Here is a 20,372-nt window from a genome sequence, read left to right as displayed (position 1 = left end):
GGATGTTAGGAACATTATACGGCTTAGGGGTTGGCCCGGGGGATCCGGAGCTCATAACGGTAAAGGCGTTTCGGAAATTAAAGGAATCACCGGTAATTGCGTATCCGAAGAAACAAAAGGGCAGCAAAAGCTATGCCCACCGAATTATTGAAGTCTATTTTCAGCCGAACGAAAAGGAAATGCTGGGTCTGGTCTTTCCGATGACTAAGGATCCGGTCGCCTTGGAAAGAAAATGGACGGAAACTGTAGCAAGTGTCTGGGAGAAGCTGAAGGAGGGGAAGGATGTTGCCTTTGTTACCGAAGGAGATCCCATGCTATATAGCACTTTTATTCATATGATGCGTCTGATGAAGGAGAAGCATCCGCAGGTTCCGATTGAGGTCGTCCCGGGAATCTCTTCCATCAATGGAGCGGCCTCGAGGCTTGGGATACCTTTGGCAGACGGTGATGATCATGTGGCGATTGTTCCGGCGCGCGATGATTATGAAACAATGAAAAAAGTAATCGTAGAGAATGACTGTGTCATTTTTATTAAAGTTGCCAAAGTCATCGATTTAATGCTGGAGGTTTTACGTGATTTAGATTTGCTTCACAAGGCTTCAGTCGTAACGAAGGTCACTTCGGAAGAGGAGATTATTTGGCCGGCGGACGAGCTTGAAGGAGTGGAGCTTGAATACTTAACGTTAATGGTGGTGAGGAAATGAAGCTATATATCATCGGTGCGGGTCCCGGAGATCCTGATTTAATCACGGTAAAAGGCCTTCAACATCTTCAGGAGGCAGACGTGGTCCTATATGCGGATTCTCTTGTCAATGAAGAATTAATTGCCAAAGCGAAGTCATCGGCGGAAGTGCTGAAGACCGCCGGCATGCACCTAGAAGAGATGGTAGACATCATGGCTGACCGCATCAAGGAAGGAAAAAAGGTTGTTCGTATCCATACTGGAGACCCGGCTGTTTATGGGGCGATTATGGAGCAAATCGTTCTTTTGAAAAAGAAGGACATTGAAGTGGAGATTGTGCCGGGAGTTAGCTCTGTGTTCGCAGCAGCAGCTGCTGCACAAGCCGAGCTGACGATTCCTGATTTAACTCAAACGGTTATTCTGACTAGAGCAGAGGGCAGAACCCCAGTGCCGGAATTTGAAAAGCTCGCCGATTTAGCCAAACACCATTGCACGATTGCGCTCTTCTTAAGTGCGACGTTAACGAAAAAGCTGGTCAAGGAATTCACCGAGGCAGGCTGGAGCAAGGATACCCCTGTTGCCGTCGTCTATAAAGCATCCTGGCCGGATCAAAAAATTGTCCGGACCACACTTGAACGCTTGGACGAAGATATGCGGGTAAACGGCATTCGCAAACAAGCAATGATTTTGGCTGGTTGGGCACTTGATGAAAACATCCACGATCAAAACTATCGATCGAAGCTGTATGACAAAACCTTTACACACGGATTCCGCCGGGGGGTGGAAACTTGATTATTGAGCTTCAGGAGGCACAAAAGGCTGTCATTCAGCAGAAGGGTGACTATGCCGTTGTTGCGATTACAAAGCATGGAGTGGAACTTGCCCGAAAGCTGGGACAATCGTTTCAAAATGCTGATGTCTACTATATGAGCAAATTTGAAAAAGGGGATGAGGGGGAGAAGGACATTCAATTATTCACTGGAAGCGTCCGCCTCCTTCTGCCTTCTCTTTTTGAAGTCTACAAGGGACTCATTATTATTATTTCTTTAGGAGCAGTTGTCCGGATGATTGCCCCGCTGTTAAAGGATAAAAAGACAGACCCAGGTGTCGTCGTGATCGACGATAAGGGAGAACATGTGATCAGCGTGCTTTCAGGACATATCGGCGGTGCCAATGAACTAACGAAGGAAGTAGCGGCAGCGCTAAAGGCCCGTCCAATCATTACGACCGCTTCGGATGTCCAGGAAACCATTGCCGTTGATCTGTTCGGGAAACGGTTTGGCTGGATCTGGGACTCTGCAGAAAAGCTGACCCCAGTGAGCGCTTCGGTCGTGAACGAAGAAAAGATTGCTATTGTACAAGAATCAGGCGAAAAAGAATGGTGGCTGTATGGCCGCCCACTGCCGGAAAATATTAAGTCCTACCGATCGATTCTAGAAGCACTGGCAGAAAAGCCGGATGCCGCTCTTGTCGTGACACATCGAAATTTATCGGAAGAGGAACAGCAGATTTTACAAAATGGTGTCTTATATCGGCCAAAGGTCATTGTCCTTGGCATGGGCTGCAACCGAGGAACCACTTCTAAAGAAATCGAAGCAGTGATCGACGAAACGCTGGCGGAACTAAACGTTTCTAAAAAAAGTGTCAAGGCTATCTGCACCATTGATCTAAAAAAAGACGAAGCTGGGTTAATAGAAGTGAAGAATAAAAACCGCTGGGAATTTATCTGCTACACACCGGAGGAACTAAATTCCATAAAAATTGAGGACCCATCAGAAACGGTCTTTAAATTTACTGGTGCATACGGTGTCAGTGAGCCGGCCGCCTTATTGTACAGCGGAGCGGAAACGTTAGCGTTAACGAAAAAGAAATCAGGTAATGTGACCATTTCAGTAGCGGTCATTCCCTACTAATGCAGGAGGAGGAATGGGATGTCAAGTCGTAGACTTGTGATTGCAGGAACAGGAAGCGGTGTCGGAAAAACAACCTTGACGATTGGGTTGATGTCTGCGCTAAGGAAAAAGGGATATACCGTTCAGGGATTTAAATGCGGTCCAGATTATATTGACCCGACCTACCATACGGCTGTAACTGGCAGAGTTTCCAGAAACATTGACAGTTGGATGCTAAACCATGAGATGGTCAAAGAGATTGTCATCCGCGGGAGTCAAGGCGCAGATATTTCCATTATCGAAGGCGTCATGGGATTTTATGACGGAAAAAATCCTATGAACAATACCGGCTCCACAGCAGAAATCAGTCTTATTACGGAAAGCCCGGTAATCCTCGTGGTCAATTGTGCCAGTATGGCCAGAAGCGCTGCTGCCATTGTCAAGGGATTTCAGGAGTTTCTCAAGGAAGTAAATATTGTCGGAGTTATCGCCAACCGGGTTGGCAGCGAGGGACATTTTAAAATTGTCCAAACAGCGATTGAACAAGAGTGCGGAATTCCTGTCCTCGGTTATTTGAAAAGAGACGAGGAGCTAACCATTCCAGAACGCCATTTAGGGTTGATTCCCTCTGTTGAACGCGGGGAATTAGACCCGTTTTTTGACCAGCTTGGCAATTTAGTCCTGGAAACGGTAAATGTGGATTCTCTATATGAACTGGCGAAGGCTCCATATTTAGAGGTAAAAGAATCGCAGTTTAAGAGCAGTCAACAGGCAGCCGTACGATTGGCTGTGGCAAGAGATGCGGCCTTTAATTTTTATTACCAGGAAAACCTTGAAATGCTGGAGGCTGCCGGAGCCCAGCTGGTTGAGTTTTCGCCTTTAAAGGGCGAAACGCTGCCAGAACAGGTGGATGGCCTATATATTGGAGGGGGCTTTCCAGAAGAATTTGCCCAAGAGCTGGCCGAAAATTCAGAGGTAAAAAACTCCATTCGCTCCGCGATTGAAAAAGGGATGCCAACCCTGGCGGAATGCGGCGGGTTTATGTATTTAACGGAATCAATTGAAACAACACATGAAAAGAACTTCGAAATGGTCGGGATTATTCCCGGAAAGGTGAAAATGCAGAAAAAGCTGGCTGCCTTAGGATACCGTGAAATCACAGCAGAGGAAGAAAATTTTCTGTTAGAGGGAGATCTGATAGCGAGAGGGCATGAATTCCATTATTCTACCTTTCAGCCGCGAACAGAATTTCAGCCTGCCTACCAAACAAAAGGGATGCGAGGGCTTAAACAAGAGGGCTATCAAAATGGCAGTTTAATCGCAGGTTATACCCATTTTCATTTTGGCTCGTGCCCTGGGCTCGTCGAAAATTGGATTAAGAAATGTAAGGAGTTCAAACAAAATGGCTAAGGCTCTTCCATTAATGTTCCAAGGTACTAATTCGGATGTTGGCAAAAGTGTCGTCGTGACGGCATTTTGCAGGATTTTCGCCCAGGATGGATATAAAACAGTTCCCTTTAAATCACAAAATATGGCCTTAAACTCCTATATTACTGTAGACGGAAAAGAGATAGGAAGAGCCCAGGGGGTCCAGGCCGAAGCGGCAGGGATTCAGGCGACAACTGATATGAATCCAATTCTGCTTAAGCCGAACCGGGATAACCAATCCCAAATTGTGGTCCATGGAAAACCGTACAAAAACATGGAAGCCAGCGCGTATCGAAGGGAATTCTTTGAAACGGGCCTGGAGCTCATTCGAGAATCGCTTTCTGTGCTGTCAGAAAATTATGAACGGATTGTCATTGAAGGGGCGGGGAGTCCGGCCGAGATTAATCTGAATGACAGGGAAATGGTCAATATGCGGGTCGCAAGAATGGCGGGGGCGCCTGTGATTTTAATTGGGGATATTGAAAAAGGCGGAGTTTTTGCCAGTTTAGTAGGAACGCTTCAGCTCATGGAGCCTGAAGACCGTGACCGCGTTATTGGCGTCATCATCAATAAATTTCGAGGTGATATCCGGCTGCTAGAATCTGGATTAACGTGGTTTGAGAAATATACAGGAAAACCCGTTCTCGGGGTGATTCCATATTTGGAGAATTTAAATATTGATGCCGAGGATTCGGTGATATTAAATCAATATACCTCCGTCCGAAATACCGAAAAAGAACTGGATATTGCAGTGATTCAATATCCGAAAATCTCCAATTTCACCGATGTCGATCCTATTTTTGCCGAACCTGATTGCCATGTCCGTTTTATTACAAGAGCGGATCAATTACATAGTCCAGACTTAGTGATCCTCCCGGGAAGCAAGAATACCATCGAAGATTTGCTCTTTTTAAGGAAAAGCGGTATCGCTCAGAAAATAGAGGAATTAAAGAATAAAAAACAATCCGTGCTATTCGGAATCTGCGGCGGCTATCAAATGCTTGGCGAAAAAATAGAAGACCCGTTTGCGATAGAATCACTCCATCAGGAAATCGAAGGTCTTGGCTTTCTGCCCCTCCGGACGACCATTACAAAAGACAAAACGACTGTTTTATCAAACGGGCTCTTACACCTTTATGGTAAACATTTCAACGTGTCAGGTTATGAGATTCATATGGGAGAAACAGAGACGACCAGTGAATCCCGCGGGCTTATTAAAACACAAGGCCGATCAGATGGCTGTAAAACGGCCGATGAAAGAATCATTGGCACCTATTTTCATGGGATTTTTCATAATGACGAATTCCGTAAGGAGCTGCTGAATCAGATTCGCCAAACAAAAGGCTTAGAACCAATTGATCAGCGTGTATCATTTAACCAATTGCGGGAAGAAGCGTTTGATCTGTTAGCGGATCATGTAAGGGCGAACGTAAAACTTGAGTTGATTAAACAAAAAATGAAAGAATTTCAAAAAAAGGGGGATTACCAATGAATAATGTTAAAACCGCAATTCAGCCTCTGAATGTAGAAATGGGGCAACAGGTACGCAAGTATATCGATACCTTAACCAAGCCCCCAGGCAGTTTGGGAAGATTAGAAGAATTGGCGATACAACTGGCGGAAATGACGTCCGAAGCCTTTCCTGCCGTGTCACCAGCTGGTGTTATTGTGTTTGCCGCTGATCATGGAGTGGTCGAAGAAGGGGTATCCGCTTTCCCACAAGAAGTTACAGTGCAAATGGTGATGAATTTTTTAAACAACGGTGCGGCGATTAATGTCTTTAGCAGACAAATTGGGGCGATGTTTGAAGTAGTTGATATCGGTGTGGCAGCCGATATTGAGGCTGATGGTGTCGTGAAACGGAAGATTCGGTATGGAACCAGTAATTTTTGCAAGCAGGATGCCATGACAAGGCAAGAAGTAGAAAAAGCGATCGCTGTTGGCTATGAACGAGCTGAACAAATGATTGGGCAGGGCAGCAAATGCCTAATTCTTGGTGAAATGGGGATCGGCAATACGACTCCAAGCAGTGCAATTGTAGCCGTGTTAAGTGGTCTAGAGGTCGGTACGCTCGTCGGGCAGGGAACAGGGATTGCGGAAGAAAAATTAACTCATAAACAAAATGTCATTGTACGAGCACTTAAGGAAAGAAAGCCGGACCCCAAGGATCCGATTGATATCCTAGCCAAAATAGGCGGCTTGGAAATTGCCGGTATGACTGGTGCCATGTTGGCGGCAGCTGCGAACCGGATTCCGATTATAATCGACGGGTTTATTTGCACGATTTCAGCGTTATTGGCAAAGGGTATTTGCCAAACAGCCAGCGATTATATGATCGTCGGTCATCGTTCCGTGGAACCGGGACATGGAATAGCCCTTCAATTATTAGGAAAGAAGCCGCTTCTTGATCTGGATTTGCGTTTAGGTGAAGGAAGCGGGGCAGCGGTGGCTTTTCCTATTTTACAGTCGGCGACATTAATGCTTAAAGAAATGGCCACGTTTGCATCGGCAGGCATTTCAAAAGAGCAGCGTAAAGGAGTCTAATCATGACAAAAGGAAAAGTGTACCTTGTCGGTGCCGGACCAGGTGATCCCAAGCTGATTACCGTGTATGGGATGGAGTGCATCCAACAAGCGGATGTCATTTTATATGATCGTTTAGTGAATAACGAACTGCTAAAATATGCAAAAGTGGAAGCAGAACTGATTTTTTGCGGCAAACAGCCAGGTAAGCATCACATCATTCAGGAACAAATTCATGAGCTTTTAATTGAAAAAGCAACCGAAGGAAAAATCGTTACGAGATTAAAAGGGGGCGACCCATGTATCTTCGGCCGTGTAGGCGAAGAAGCGGAAGTACTCGCGGCAAATGGGATCCGTTACGAAATCGTTCCAGGGATCACATCAGGTATCGCTGCGCCTGCCTATGCAGGAATTCCCGTTACACACCGAGATTATGCTTCCTCCTTCGCCATTGTAACGGGCCATGGACGGGAGGAAAAAGGACTGGATCAATTGAATTGGTCAGCCCTTGCTCAAGGGATTGATACGATTGCCTTTTATATGGGGATTGGGAATTTAAACTATATATGTACTAGGTTAATAGAGCATGGAAAAAATCCTCATACGAAAGCAGCGATCATCCAATGGGGCACAACAGCCCGGCAGAAGACGGTTACCGGGAACTTAAAAGATATCGAAAAACGGGCTCTTGAGGCTGGTATCACCCATCCGGCGATTGTCCTTGTTGGTGATGTCGTCGGGGTACGGGAGAAATTACAATGGTTTCAAGAAGGAGAAGAAAAACAAGAAGTCGGTATTGGGGGGGAGTAAGGTGTCGATTATAGCGGAGATTAAAAATCGAAGAGCGATTCGAGATTATGCAGAGCGAGAGGTCGAAGATGAAAAAATTAAAACCTTATTAGAAGCAGCAACATGGGCGCCAAATGATCGGATGAGGGAACCATGGGGATTCTTTGTGATAAAAGGGAAAGCCAAGAAGCGCTACGAGGCAATGGCCTACGATTACCTGCAGGAGCGCTTTCCAACAAAGCCCCATTTGATCGAAAGCTCCTTAAAGGTACTGAAAACCACACCTGTCCATATTGTCGTCACAGCCGACATCGTACCAGGGGATGAAGAGGCCTCTATCGATAACGAATACGCAGTATGCTGTGCGATCCATTCCATGTGGCTTGCCGCAAAGGAATTGGGTTTAGGGCTCGTATGGCGGACAAGGGGAGTCGGACTTGTCCGAGATAATCGGATGTATGAGTTTATCGGAGCACCAGAAAACAAGAAAATCATCGGTAACCTATTTATTGGCTATCCGGATGATGAGGCCTTAAAAAAAGCTAAAGCGCATGTCCGCACATCATTTGAAGAAAAAACAATCTGGTTGTAACGAGGTGGTAATTATATGGAAGAATTGATAGTAAACAAAGCTAAACGCGGCCTTACATTAGTTTATACCGGTGATGGAAAAGGGAAAACAACTGCGGCATTGGGGCTCGCCATTCGTGCCGCCGGACGGGGGAAACGTATCCTAATGATTCAATTCATTAAATCCCCTGAAAGAACCTATGGGGAAAAAATCATGTTTGAAAAGTTAGGTATTGAAATCGTTCAAACCGGAGTAGGCTTTACCTGGACCAAAACACCGGAGGAACACCGCACAGCCTTACAAACAGCATGGGCTTTTACGAAAGAAAAGGTACTTTTCGGCGGCTATGATGTCGTGATTTTAGATGAATTGAATAATGCCCTGGCGATTGAAAAATTTCCGATAGAGGATGTTCTTCCCTTGAAGGAAGTCCTGGACTTGATCCAGCACCGCCCAAAAGGGTTACATCTTATAATTACCGGACGATCTGCAAAGGAGGAAATCATCGATTGCGCTGATTTAGTAACCGAAATGAAACCTGTGAAGCATTACTATAATGAAGGAATTCCTGCCGTGAAGGGAATTGAGTTTTAATGGCATATATTGAAAAGTACAGGGTGGCGGAAAATATTGTTGATGCGATTATTTCACCGCTATTTGTTGGAGAACCGTTGCGGCAGCTTGAAGCCGATGATATCTCAAGAACCATAAAGGTTATGAAAATCACCTCGACCATCTGTGTCATTTTGTTTTGTACTCACCTCCTTATTATTTCAAGAGCTTAGGAGCTTACTATTATGAAACTAGGTAAAGGAAGCTGCCAAGGAACGTTTGGGGAACTAGTACAAGGGATCATCAATGACCGCCCGTTTTTAATCACCTTGCCCATCCCAAGTTTAAGAAGCGAGATTAAATTTATTCCAGACCCGGCCATATCCGAAATAAGAGTTGTAGATTCAAAGCCAAAAGTCAAGAAAGCAGGAGAATTGTTACTTAAACAATTTGACATTAAGGGAGGAGGACTTCTTGAGATACACTCCAATATCCCAGCCGGCAAAGGGCTTGCTAGCAGCTCTGCTGACATCGTTGCAGTATTACGAGCCATTTCTGACAGTTATTGTCTTCCACTTACAAATAAACTAATCTCAGATATTGCCGTACAGATTGAGCCCACGGATGGGGTGATGTATGAAGAAGTTGTCGCCTATGATTATATACATGGCAAGCTGATCGAAAACTTTGGGGAATTACCTCCCTTTATCCTTGTTGGGATCGACTTCGGAGGTACAATCGATACCATCGAATTTAATCAAATTCTAAAATTTTTTAGTCGAGAGGATCAAAAGCAATTTTTGAAAGCCTATAATCTGGTGAAAACAGGCTTTAAGGAACGAAATTTAGCTTGTATTTGCAGGGCAGCTACGATTAGTGCCCGGGTAAATCAAAAAATATTGCCGAAATCTGGTTTTCATCATTTTGAAAAATTAGCGGATAGCTATAAGGGAGGAATAGTAGTTGCCCATAGTGGAACAGTCGCGGGAATTTTATTAGATCGAAATATCCCGGATTGCCATAAGGTAGTTTCACGTATATCAAGGGAATTATCGACCCCTTTCATGGGTTCAAATATAAAACTTTTTCAATATGATAGCGATGAAAATATAGTATTTAATTTAATCCAATAAGGGAGTATTGGATTCTTTTAGTTTAAAAATAATAGAAATAATCTAGAAATAAAATTCGTTATTCAATATAAAGATGAATAAGTGACGTCCCGAAGAGGATTCGAACCTCCGACCTACAGTTTAGAAAACTGTTGCTCTATCCTGCGGAGATAAAATTTATATTCCTTTTTTTAGCATTCTTTTTTCGGAATGGTATTTTTCAACTCATATAAGAAAATAAAAGCCTTGAGAAATCAAGGCTTTTTTACGTCCGGGAGGTAGATTGTTATTGTGAAAAACTCAAAAAACAATTTAACAAAAGTGTATAAATGGTGTTTAAAAAAGGTTATATTCATTCTTTATATTTAACAATATTGTTTATTTTTAAAATATATAGACAGTTTTGTTAAAAATGTTATAAAATTGTGTAAAGGCGTTAAATGGTAAACAATAGTGTTTATATTGAAAAGGGGGAGGAATTGTTTTGGAATTACTGATGAGAAATATGTTTCAATCACTAGGGAAAAATACCTCAGCCAATAAACTTGCAAAGAAATACGGATTGCGTTTTGGTGCCGGACGATTTGTAGCAGGAGAAACGATTAAGACAGCTATTGAGGCTGTAAGAAAGTTAAATAGTGAAGGGAAAGTTGTAACCCTAGATCATCTTGGGGAATTTGTTTATACCGAGGAAGAAGCCCAAGAGTCAACAGCAATGTGTATCCAAACTCTTGATGCTATTGCGGAAGCCGGGGTAAAGTCAAATCTTTCTCTAAAAATGACCTCACTAGGACTGGATATTAGCCGGGAAGTATGTATGAGAAATATGCGCAAAATTCTTGACCGTGCCAAACTTCATCAAAATTTTGTCAGAATCGATATGGAAGATTACGAGCATTGCCAAATCACGTTAGATATTTTCAGAGAGTTACGCCAGGAATATGACAATGTAGGTGTGGTTATTCAAGCATATCTTTATAGAACGGAGCAGGATATTGCTGACTTGAACCTTCAAAAAGCCAATCTGCGTCTCGTAAAAGGAGCTTACAAAGAGTCTCCATCTGTAGCATTTCCTGAGAAAAAAGATGTAGATGATAATTTCAAAAAAATTATTAAGCAGCATCTCCTGAACGGGAATTATACAGCCGTTGCAACCCATGATGAAACGATGGTTGAATATACGAAATCAGTTGTTAGTGAGTATCAAATACCAAAAGAGCAATTTGAATTCCAGATGTTATACGGCATTTGTGAGGATATTCAAGACAAGCTTGTAAAAGAAGGATTTAAAGTACGTGTATATGTTCCGTACGGAGTCGACTGGTTTGGCTATTTTATGAGACGGTTAGCCGAAAGACCAGCTAATGTCTGGTTCGTGTTAAAAAATCTACTAAAATAACAATTTTACATAAAAGGAGAGTAATAATATGACAACTGCAACAAAAATAGCCTCTTTCAAAAATGAACCTTTCACGAATTTTTCGATTGAAGAAAATAAGCAAGCCATGTATTCGGCACTTGCGAAAGTCAAAAAAGAGCTTGGAAAGAAGTACCCATTGGTGATTGGCAGTGAAAAACTATACACTGAGGACCAAACGATTTCCATTAACCCAGGAAATGTAGATGAAGTAGTGGGTTTTGTTAGTAAAGGAAACAAAGAATTAGCAGAAAAAGCAATGCAAGAAGCTTTGAAAACTTTTGAAACTTGGAAAAAGGTTGCACCTGCTGAGCGTGCAGAGTATTTGTTCAAAGCTGCAGATTTAATGAGACAGCGAAAGCATGAGTTTTCTTCTTACCTAGTGTATGAATCAGGAAAGAACTGGGCAGAAGCAGATGCAGATACAGCAGAAGCCATTGATTTTCTTGAATTTTATGCAAGAGAAATGATTCGCCTTAGTGAAACAAGTGTTCATCAGCCGCTTACAAAAATTGAGGGAGAAGACAATCAAATTTCCTATATACCTCTTGGTGTAGGGATTGTCATTTCTCCGTTCAACTTCCCATTAGCGATTATGGCAGGGACAACAGTAGCAGCGATTGTTTCAGGGAATACGGTTATTTTGAAGCCAGCTGACGCTACACCAGTCATTGCAGCAAAGTTTGTAGAATTGATGGAAGAGGTCGGCCTTCCTTCAGGAGTGCTAAACTTTATCCCTGGAGATGGAATCGACGTTGGTGAATATTTAGTAGAGCATCCTAAAACTCGTTTTATTTCTTTTACAGGATCACGTGCAGTAGGTTGCCGAATTTACGAAAGAGCCTCAAAAGTACAGCGAGGACAATTGTGGTTAAAGCGTGTTATTGCGGAGATGGGCGGTAAAGATGGTGTAGTTGTCGATGAAACAGCTGACTTGGATGCAGCAGCAGCAGCAATCGTTGCTTCCGCTTTTGGTTTCCAAGGGCAAAAATGTTCTGCCGGCTCTAGAGCCATTATCGTCGAATCTGTTTATGACGAAGTGGTTGAAAAAGTGACAGAGTTAACCAAGAATCTAACGGTTGGCATTCCAGAGGAGAACCATGCCATTGGTCCAGTTATCGACCAAAAGTCAGTGGATAAAATCATGAGCTATATTGAAATTGGCAAAACAGAAGGCAGATTACTGACTGGTGGATCGAAAGCAAATGGGAACGGCTTCTATATTGAACCAACTGTATTTGCTGATGTTGAACCGAAAGCACGCATCATGCAGGAGGAAATCTTTGGTCCGGTTCTGGCCCTTGCTAAAGCCTCTGACTGGAAGGAAGCAATTGAGATTTATAATGATACTGACTATGGATTGACAGGTGCCTATCATTCAAAGGACACAGAGCGAATTGACTATGCGCTTGAAAATATGCATTGTGGAAACCTTTATATTAATAAAAAGTGTACAGGTGCTTTAGTTGGTGTCCATCCATTTGGAGGATTTAATATGTCTGGTACTGATTCAAAAGCGGGCGGATACGACTATTTACTGTTGTTTACTCAAGCTAAGCTGAAATCTAGAAAATTATAATAAAAAGAAAAGCTAGGAAATCCCTTCACGGGGGATTTCCTAGAGCTTTAAAATAAAAATAATAATTGTTGTAAGCGCTTTTTTACTATTTTTTTAGCCAGAGAACAGAACGGGGGATGAGGTTTGAATACACAAATACTTTTTTCTATTGGTATTTATATGGCTGGTATGTTGCTAATTGGATACTTTGCTTACAAGCGGACATCCAATCTATCAGATTATATGATTGGTGGAAGAGGGCTTGGAGCAGCAGTTACTGCACTAAGTGCAGGGGCATCTGATATGAGCGGATGGCTCCTTATGGGTCTTCCAGGTGCAATGTTTTCTCAAGGACTAAGTGCATCATGGATTGCCATAGGGTTAACCATTGGTGCCTATTTTAACTGGCTTTATGTAGCACCAAGATTAAGAATCTATACAGAAAACGCCAACAATTCGATGACCATTCCCGCTTTCTTGGAAAATCGCTTTGGCGATCAATCGTCCATGCTTCGTTTAACTTCAGGACTTGTCATTATTGTTTTCTTTACTTTCTACGTTTCTTCCGGAATGGTATCGGGAGGGGTTCTTTTTGAAACAACGTTTAATCTTAATTACCAGGTAGGACTTTGGATTATCGCGGCTGTTGTAATTGGTTATACATTATTCGGAGGATTTCTAGCGGTAAGTTGGACTGATTTTGTCCAAGGTTTGATAATGGTTACCGCTCTTATTCTTGTTCCCGCTGTGACCATCATGGAAGTGGGTGGACTAGGACCGGCTTTTAGTGAAATTAAGGGAATTAATCCTAATCTATTTGATATTTTTAAAGGAACCACTTTGTTAGGGATTATTTCCTTAATGGCTTGGGGATTAGGCTACTTTGGACAGCCGCATATTATTGTCCGCTTTATGGCTATTTCATCTGTTAAAGAAATAAAAAAAGCAAGACGGATTGGAATGGGTTGGATGATTTTTTCCGTTGGCGGCGCAATGTTTACTGGATTTATCGGCTTGGCCTTTTATTCCAAACAGGGACTTAGCTTATCGGATCCAGAGACAATTTTTATTAAGCTAAGTGAGGTTTTATTTCATCCGATTATTACTGGATTTTTGCTTGCTGCCTTATTGGCTGCGGTTATGAGTACCATTTCTTCTCAGCTGCTTGTTACGGCAAGCTCGTTGACGGAAGATGTTTATAAGACATTTTTTAGAAAAAAAGCTACAGATAAGGAACTAATGTTGATAAGCAGGCTTTCGGTTCTTGTTGTTTCAGTTATCTCTGTTGTCATTGCATTTGATAAAAATGGGACGATTTTATCACTGGTCGGATATGCCTGGGCAGGTTTTGGAGCTGCTTTTGGGCCAGTAATTCTCCTGAGTCTTTATTGGAAGCGGATGAATAGATGGGGTGCGCTCGCAGGAATTATTGGCGGGGCTGTTACCGTTATTATTTGGGCAAATGTACCGGTATTAGTGAATACTTTATATGAGATTATTCCAGGATTCATTGTAGGTTTGGCTGCTATTTGGATTGTTAGTTTACTAACTCCCGAACCAAATGAAAAATTAAAAAGAGAGTTTGATCAGTATAAACATTCTGCGTAGGTTAAAACGTCAATAGTGGTTATTAAGTATATTTATTGCTCAGAAAAAAGCTGATCCTGTTGATGGGTTCAGCTTTTTATCCTATTAGCTAGAAAGTACAGATAATTTTATGTTAAAGTGAATAAAAAGCGTGAAAGGGTTTTAGTATGTTTAAAAGTGGGCAATGTCATCTCGATGACTCCTTTACAATAGTACATGACCATCTACCATTAGCAGAAATAAAAAAGAAACTAGATAAGTATAAATTTGTCGTTGTGGCTGGTGGAGCATACTTTATCATTCATAACTATGAGTACCGGCTAATAGAATTGGGCAATGAATCAACTAAAATCATTGATTGGCTTGAATCTCTTAATTGGCTCCCTTCCACAGTAGTTTCAACCGATATGGGGTACTATTCGGATGTAGATTGGCGCAGACCAGTTCTGGTAAAAAATGAAAAGGAAATCATTGGTATCCTAACATCTGAACAGCACATTGAAAGGCTAGAGGAACAGAAGCGTCAACTTTTAGCTTATTTTCAAACATTAGCTGAAACAATCAATGACTCTGTTACAGCGGTAGATGAAGCTGGAGAAGTGTTATACTGGAATTTAACAGCAGAAGAAACATATAAGATTAAGAAAGAGCACATAATAGGGAAGAAAATAGGGGAGCATTTTAGTGATGAATCGATTGTCCTTCACAGAATATTAAATGAAGGACTGCCTGTCAGAGGCCAATATCATCGACCCAATAAGGATACACATGTTTTAATTAACGCTTCACCAATAATGGTCGATAATAAAATTATCGGTGGCGTTGCTACCGAACATAATATTACCAATATAATCCGTCTTAACGAAGAACTTGATTCCAACTCAGCATTGCTTGTCCCAAAGTCAAATCCATTTGGAAAAATGGTAAGTGGAAGCCCTAAATTTCAAGAAGCCTTGAAAATTGCTCAAAAAGTTGCACATGCAGATATACCAGTGCATTTAACGGGGGAACCCGGATCTGGAAAGGAAATGTTGGCTCAAGCAATCCATTATGGGGGCACAAAAGCTGATGGACCTTTTATCACCTTAAATTGTTCCGTTATTCCTCCAGGATTACTAGAAATTGAACTTTTTGGTTTTCAGAAGGATATTTATTCAACTGACCAGCAAACATTACAGATCGGCAGGATAGAACAGGCGTTAAATGGCACATTGTTTATTGAAGATATCGATAAAATGCCGCTTTCCATTCAAGGGAAATTATTAGACTACCTAATAGACTACCGATTCTACCGGGTTGGAGGCGTTGAAGAAATTATATCTCCTACGAGAATTATTACTTCCACTTCACAATCGATAGATGTTCTCCTTCGAGAAGGAAATTTTAACGAAAAACTATATTATCATTTATCTGTGATTAGTATCGATATTCCGCCCCTTCGGTTAAGAAAAGAGGATATTGTATCATTAGCCAAGAATTACATTCAGGAATTTAGCTCCAATTATAAAAAGCCAGCGCCAGACATAGATTCTGAAGTGATCACCCAGTTAGTGAATTATGATTGGCCAGGAAATGTCCGGGAGCTTAGAAACACGATTGAACGGATCATCCTCCTTAATGATAAACGATCTATTATGAGCGAGCATCTGCCGGAGAATATTAGGAGCAAGGAAATGGTAAACCTAACCTCCTCAAAAAAAGGCGAAATCAATCGACAAGAGCAAGGATTAAAAAATTCAGAAGCATTAGAGATTGAAGAAGCATTAAGAAAAACGTATGGAAATAAAAGTGCCGCAGCCAGTTTACTTGGCATTTCAAGAGGGACATTATATAACAAAATAAAAGAATATGGATTAAGTTGAAATCTTTAATTAAATCTTTAACAAAAAGAAGTTGATGCGAAAGCCTCAGCTTCTTTTGTTTATGTGGAAAGATGAAGCTTTAAAATAAATTAATTTTCTTAAAGATATATCAAAAAGAAGATCAACAGGATGTCTTTTTTTTGCGATGAAATTATAAAATTTAGATTTTTAACTTTGATTATGGTTACAATATTACAATTGCGGAAGTTCTACGCAATACAAATTGTACAAATTTGGGTTGTGCCAAGGTTAATATTGGGAATAATGTGTAATTTTTGCCACTATATTTTTAATCTGGTACTTGTTAAAATAATACTAATATTAGTATTCAGAAAAAGGCAAACTAATCGAAAGGTTAGGACGCAAAACCACAAACCTAAGGGATAAGTCCTATGGTAGTTGGGTTACCTGATAAGGTGGAGGGAAGAAGAAAAATGCCAAATCAGGATAAAAGGCCCAGAAAGAAAATTACTCACACCTTAGATGTAATAACTAAAAAATCCATTTATGGTGGTAATCATGAAGAAATTGATATTTCTTCCGAGGATTTTTTTGAAAAGTATGATTTGGTAATTGATGGAGAGAAATTAACAGAAGCGGATTTGAAAATCATAATTGAACATATACGTAAGCTTCGTGAGTAATTTTTGCGGAACTAAGTTTATCTGAGAAGGATTGTTACGGCAATCCTTTTTCTTATGCGTGCCCAGCAAGCCGTTAATTGCTAATTGGTGAAAGTCCAATCTGAGTAAGTACCAAGACGCTCAGTAGCTGACAGGCCACTGGTGAAGAAATTCTAAGGTTGAAGCCCTGTGACAAAGTAACTCTCTAGAAGAGTGCGAGCAAACTAACAGGTTGTAACATAAAGTGAATCCTGCCGTCTCGTCAAAGGAACCCACCTCTGGTGGCTAAAGAGAAGTCGAGCCTTGATAAGATGGCGAAGACCATGGAAGGTGTGAAGAACTTGGAACAGCAGCACCGAAGAATCTCTCGGGGTAAGGGGAACGACATGTTCTAAAGATCTGCATATCACTTATTCGGTTTTATAAGTGGAAATCCCCCTCATCCAAACCTATGTATTAGAAACAAAAATCATATATTTAAAGTTATTGCCAAAAAGTTAGTTGGAGAGCGAACAATGAATAACAAAATAAAAATTCTTAGAAAAAAACGGTGACACATTAAAAGATTTAGCCAATAAAATAAACTACGATTATAGTAATCGTTATTCGTAAACTCCGACAAACTATCATGTGAAATTAAAAAACTCTTCTCGGTTGAATATTGTCCATATTTTGTTAAACGCCACTACTAATCTACTCCGAAAGTTTGTTCTTCTTCTGGTAATTATATAAATTTATCTCCCATTTTCGCCGTTATTTTTTAAGATACGACCTAGTGTTTATAAAGACCAAATCACTGTTAATTTTATATCTACTCAATTTGCATTTATTTCATTGATCGTAGTAAGTAACTTCTTCTTCAACTGTCTGAATTGGATGGATAAAAAAAGACTACTCCATAAATAGAGCAGTCAAAGTCCCATAATAAGCTGACAGAGGCGTTTCTCTAAGAGTTTATGGTGTTTCACAATTGAAAAGTACTGGCTAAAATTTGATTTATTTACCAATTAAACCTAAATTGACCAAATCCCCGAGCTATTTATAGGAATTGCCATATTAATATATTAGAACTTTCACACCCATAATGTTCGATTCCGAAAAAGGTACCTTAAAGGTGCCTTTTTTAACCCTTCAAAAACATGGGCTTGGTAAATATCGTGGAAAAAAGATAAAGTGATTTGAATCAGGAGAAAAGAATTCTAAAAACTTGAAATGGCCAGTATTTATTAAAAGTGGCTAGCGGCAGCATAAAGTACTAAATGGGAGGTGTATTACGTGAAAGTAAAAGAAACTTCCTTACCGGGTGTAAAAATTATTGAACCCAAGGTATTTGGGGATCATCGCGGCTGGTTCATGGAAACCTACAATAGCCCAAAGTTTGAGGAATTAGGAATCGAAATCCAATTTGTTCAAGATAATCAATCTTTTTCAGCAATTAAGGGGACATTAAGGGGTTTACATTATCAATTAAACCCTAAGGCACAAACCAAGCTTGTTCGCTGTACCAAAGGAGCCATTTATGATGTTGCGATTGATATTCGCAAAGGAAGTCCTACTTTCGGAAAATGGTTTGGACTTGAGTTAAGTGCGGAGAATAAGAAACAATTATTAATTCCAAAGGGATTTGCACATGGATTTATGACCTTAACTGACGATGTGGAAGTTCAATATAAAGTGGACGAGTTATACGCACCTGAATGTGATCGCGGTATACTTTGGAGTGATCCAGAAATCGGTGTAGAGTGGCCGATTGATATTACACCTGTACTATCTGCTAAAGATGAGAATGCACCAGTTCTATCAAAGGCAGAGAATAATTTTATTTATGGAGAGTAGACAATGAAGATTTTAGTGACAGGTTATACTGGACAGCTCGGATACGATGTGGTTCGTGAAGGTTTAAAACGTGGTTTTAAAATGGTTGGTATCGGATCAGCTGAACTAAACATAACTGATGAGCATTCTGTATATGAGTATGTTAAGGTGATTAATCCTGATGCGATTATTCATTGCGCCGCTTATACAGCGGTTGATAAAGCGGAAGACGATAAGGAAAATTGCTGGAATGTAAATGTTAACGGAACAAAATACTTAGCAGCAGCAGCAGCAGATGCTCATGCTAAATTTATGTATATTAGTACAGATTATGTATTTGATGGTCTAGGTGATACCCCCTTTGTTGAAACAGATACCCCAAACCCAGCTGGCTACTATGGACTAACTAAATTTGAAGGAGAAAAGCTGGTCCAATCACTTCTTTCAGAATGGTTTATTGTACGAATATCCTGGGTGTTCGGGTTAAATGGAAACAATTTTGTTAAAACCATGCTGCGATTAGCAGAATCTCGAAATGAGTTACATGTTGTAGGAGATCAAGTTGGTTCCCCGACGAATACTTTTGATTTATCTAAATTATTAATGGACATGATCGAAACGAATAAATATGGAATTTACCATGCAACGAACGAAGGATTTTGCAGCTGGGCTGATTTTGCAAAGGAAATTTTCCGTCAAGCTAAGAAAAATATAATAGTAAGTTCTATTACAACAGAAGAATATCCTACGAGAGCGGTACGCCCTAAGAATTCCCGGTTGTCAAAGCAAAAATTGCTTGATAATGGATTTAACCTATTGCCTCAATGGCAGGACTCTTTAACCCATTACTTGAACGCTCCAAAAGACGAGGTGAAATAATGGCAAGGAAAAAGATTTTAGTGACTGGCGGGGCAGGGTTTATTGGCGGAAACTTTGTTCAGTATATGGTCAATAAATATCCTCAGTATGATATTTATAATCTTGACCTTTTAACATATGCAGGAGATTTAACAAAGCATCGTGATATTGAAAAGAAAGACAACTACCATTTTGTCCAGGCAGATATTGCAGACCGCAGTGCCATTATGCCTCTATTTGAAAAAGAAAATTTTGATTTTGTCGTCCATTTTGCAGCTGAAAGTCATGTGGATCGCTCGATAACCGAGCCTGAAATATTTGTGCGCACAAATGTTCTGGGTACTCAAGTATTGCTACATGCTGCAAAACAAATAGGCGTTTCAAAATTTGTGCATGTATCTACAGATGAAGTATATGGGGAGTTAGACTTTGACCCAACTGCATTTTTTACAGAAGAAACTCCATTGCAACCGAATAGCCCATATAGTGCAAGTAAGGCATCTTCTGACTTAATGGTTAGAGCCTATCACGAGACATTTGGGCTTCCCATTAATATTACTCGATGCTCCAATAACTATGGACCATACCACTTTCCAGAAAAGTTGATACCTTTAACGATTTCTCGTGTATTAAATGACAAAAAAGTACCGGTTTTTGGCGATGGGAAAAATATCCGAGATTGGCTGCATGTCATTGACCACTGTGCAGCAATCGACCTTGTATTACATCAAGGGGTTAATGGTGAAGTATATAATGTTGGCGGGCATAATGAGCGAACGAATTTGGAAGTGGTTAAAACCATTATCAAAACCTTAAGGAAATCAGAAGATTTAATTGAATTTGTAACGGATCGTTTAGGTCATGATAAACGCTATGGAATAGACGCAACGAAACTTGAAAATCTAGGTTGGAAACCGACTTATACTTTTGAAACAGGAATTTCTCAAACCATTGATTGGTACGTAAATAACAAGTGGTGGTGGGAGCAAATAATTAGTGGGGAATATAAAAATAAATAATCTAAGTTCTCTTATTAACCCGTACTTACATTTTAGGTACGGGTTTTTTTCACCGTCACAAAGGGAATCAGGTTACTCTCCTGAT

Annotated in this window: 19 protein-coding genes and 1 riboswitch; all 19 genes read left to right on the top strand. The window is 40.8% G+C overall.

Annotated elements, in window-relative coordinates; genetic code table 11:
• Positions 1-2 precede the first annotated feature (2 nt).
• Complete coding sequence (gene cobI / locus QFZ28_RS20185) at positions 3-704, top strand: precorrin-2 C(20)-methyltransferase (protein ID WP_307196306.1); 702 nt, start codon at positions 3-5, stop codon at positions 702-704.
• Complete coding sequence (gene cobM / locus QFZ28_RS20180) at positions 701-1,474, top strand: precorrin-4 C(11)-methyltransferase (protein ID WP_307196305.1); 774 nt, start codon at positions 701-703, stop codon at positions 1,472-1,474. The genes cobI and cobM overlap by 4 nt, the downstream gene beginning before the upstream one ends.
• A complete protein-coding gene (locus QFZ28_RS20175) occupies positions 1,474-2,595 on the top strand; it encodes a cobalt-precorrin 5A hydrolase (protein WP_307197082.1) in 1,122 nt (373 codons plus the stop codon). The genes cobM and QFZ28_RS20175 overlap by 1 nt, the downstream gene beginning before the upstream one ends.
• 18 nt (positions 2,596-2,613) lie before the next feature.
• Entirely contained in the window at positions 2,614-3,984 is a 1,371-nt protein-coding gene (locus QFZ28_RS20170) for a cobyrinate a,c-diamide synthase (protein ID WP_307196304.1), read from the top strand.
• The gene (locus QFZ28_RS20165) at positions 3,977-5,494 is read left to right on the top strand and encodes a cobyric acid synthase (protein WP_307196303.1); all 1,518 of its coding nucleotides are present in this window, start codon (positions 3,977-3,979) and stop codon (positions 5,492-5,494) included. The genes QFZ28_RS20170 and QFZ28_RS20165 overlap by 8 nt, the downstream gene beginning before the upstream one ends.
• Complete coding sequence (cobT, locus tag QFZ28_RS20160) at positions 5,491-6,546, top strand: nicotinate-nucleotide--dimethylbenzimidazole phosphoribosyltransferase (protein ID WP_307196302.1); 1,056 nt, start codon at positions 5,491-5,493, stop codon at positions 6,544-6,546. Before QFZ28_RS20165 ends, cobT begins: the two co-directional genes overlap by 4 nt.
• 2 nt (positions 6,547-6,548) lie before the next feature.
• Complete coding sequence (gene cobA, locus QFZ28_RS20155; protein WP_307196301.1) at positions 6,549-7,334, top strand: uroporphyrinogen-III C-methyltransferase; 786 nt, start codon at positions 6,549-6,551, stop codon at positions 7,332-7,334.
• Between the two features lies 1 nt (position 7,335).
• Positions 7,336-7,905, top strand: coding sequence for a nitroreductase family protein (locus tag QFZ28_RS20150; RefSeq protein ID WP_307196300.1), 570 nt, complete (start codon positions 7,336-7,338; stop codon positions 7,903-7,905).
• Between the two features lie 15 nt (positions 7,906-7,920).
• On the top strand, positions 7,921-8,478 hold the full coding sequence (gene cobO, locus QFZ28_RS20145; protein ID WP_307196299.1) for a cob(I)yrinic acid a,c-diamide adenosyltransferase: 558 nt from the start codon (positions 7,921-7,923) through the stop codon (positions 8,476-8,478).
• Positions 8,478-8,669 carry a hypothetical protein gene (locus tag QFZ28_RS20140; protein ID WP_307196298.1) on the top strand — a complete coding sequence of 64 codons (192 nt, stop codon included), beginning with the start codon at positions 8,478-8,480 and terminating at the stop codon, positions 8,667-8,669. The genes cobO and QFZ28_RS20140 overlap by 1 nt, the downstream gene beginning before the upstream one ends.
• A 12-nt stretch (positions 8,670-8,681) precedes the next feature.
• Positions 8,682-9,569, top strand: coding sequence for a GHMP family kinase ATP-binding protein (locus tag QFZ28_RS20135; RefSeq protein WP_307196297.1), 888 nt, complete (start codon positions 8,682-8,684; stop codon positions 9,567-9,569).
• Between the two features lie 463 nt (positions 9,570-10,032).
• The gene (locus QFZ28_RS20130; RefSeq protein ID WP_307196296.1) at positions 10,033-10,947 is read left to right on the top strand and encodes a proline dehydrogenase; all 915 of its coding nucleotides are present in this window, start codon (positions 10,033-10,035) and stop codon (positions 10,945-10,947) included.
• 28 nt (positions 10,948-10,975) lie between these two features.
• Complete coding sequence (pruA, locus tag QFZ28_RS20125; protein ID WP_307196295.1) at positions 10,976-12,544, top strand: L-glutamate gamma-semialdehyde dehydrogenase; 1,569 nt, start codon at positions 10,976-10,978, stop codon at positions 12,542-12,544.
• Between the two features lie 123 nt (positions 12,545-12,667).
• The gene (gene putP, locus QFZ28_RS20120; RefSeq protein ID WP_307196294.1) at positions 12,668-14,131 is read left to right on the top strand and encodes a sodium/proline symporter PutP; all 1,464 of its coding nucleotides are present in this window, start codon (positions 12,668-12,670) and stop codon (positions 14,129-14,131) included.
• 146 nt (positions 14,132-14,277) lie between these two features.
• Positions 14,278-15,972 (top strand): sigma-54 interaction domain-containing protein, encoded by a 1,695-nt coding sequence (locus QFZ28_RS20115; protein ID WP_307196293.1) that lies wholly within the window; start codon positions 14,278-14,280, stop codon positions 15,970-15,972.
• A gap of 327 nt (positions 15,973-16,299) precedes the next feature.
• A riboswitch (cyclic di-GMP riboswitch) is annotated at positions 16,300-16,384 on the top strand.
• Positions 16,365-16,616 carry a hypothetical protein gene (locus QFZ28_RS20110; protein ID WP_307196292.1) on the top strand — a complete coding sequence of 84 codons (252 nt, stop codon included), beginning with the start codon at positions 16,365-16,367 and terminating at the stop codon, positions 16,614-16,616. Its footprint overlaps the riboswitch before it by 20 nt.
• A 1,254-nt stretch (positions 16,617-17,870) precedes the next feature.
• Entirely contained in the window at positions 17,871-18,431 is a 561-nt protein-coding gene (gene rfbC / locus QFZ28_RS20105) for a dTDP-4-dehydrorhamnose 3,5-epimerase (protein ID WP_307196291.1), read from the top strand.
• A 3-nt stretch (positions 18,432-18,434) separates the two neighbouring features.
• Complete coding sequence (gene rfbD, locus QFZ28_RS20100) at positions 18,435-19,289, top strand: dTDP-4-dehydrorhamnose reductase (protein ID WP_307196290.1); 855 nt, start codon at positions 18,435-18,437, stop codon at positions 19,287-19,289.
• On the top strand, positions 19,289-20,287 hold the full coding sequence (gene rfbB, locus QFZ28_RS20095) for a dTDP-glucose 4,6-dehydratase (protein WP_307196289.1): 999 nt from the start codon (positions 19,289-19,291) through the stop codon (positions 20,285-20,287). The genes rfbD and rfbB overlap by 1 nt, the downstream gene beginning before the upstream one ends.
• The last annotated feature ends 85 nt before the right edge of the window (positions 20,288-20,372 follow it).

This window comes from Neobacillus niacini, from assembly GCF_030817695.1.
In the GTDB taxonomy this organism is placed as follows: Bacteria; Bacillota; Bacilli; order Bacillales; family Cytobacillaceae; genus Neobacillus; species Neobacillus niacini_F.
The sequence above is the reverse complement of the archived record's forward strand: the minus strand, read 5'-3'. Positions and strand labels throughout refer to the sequence as shown.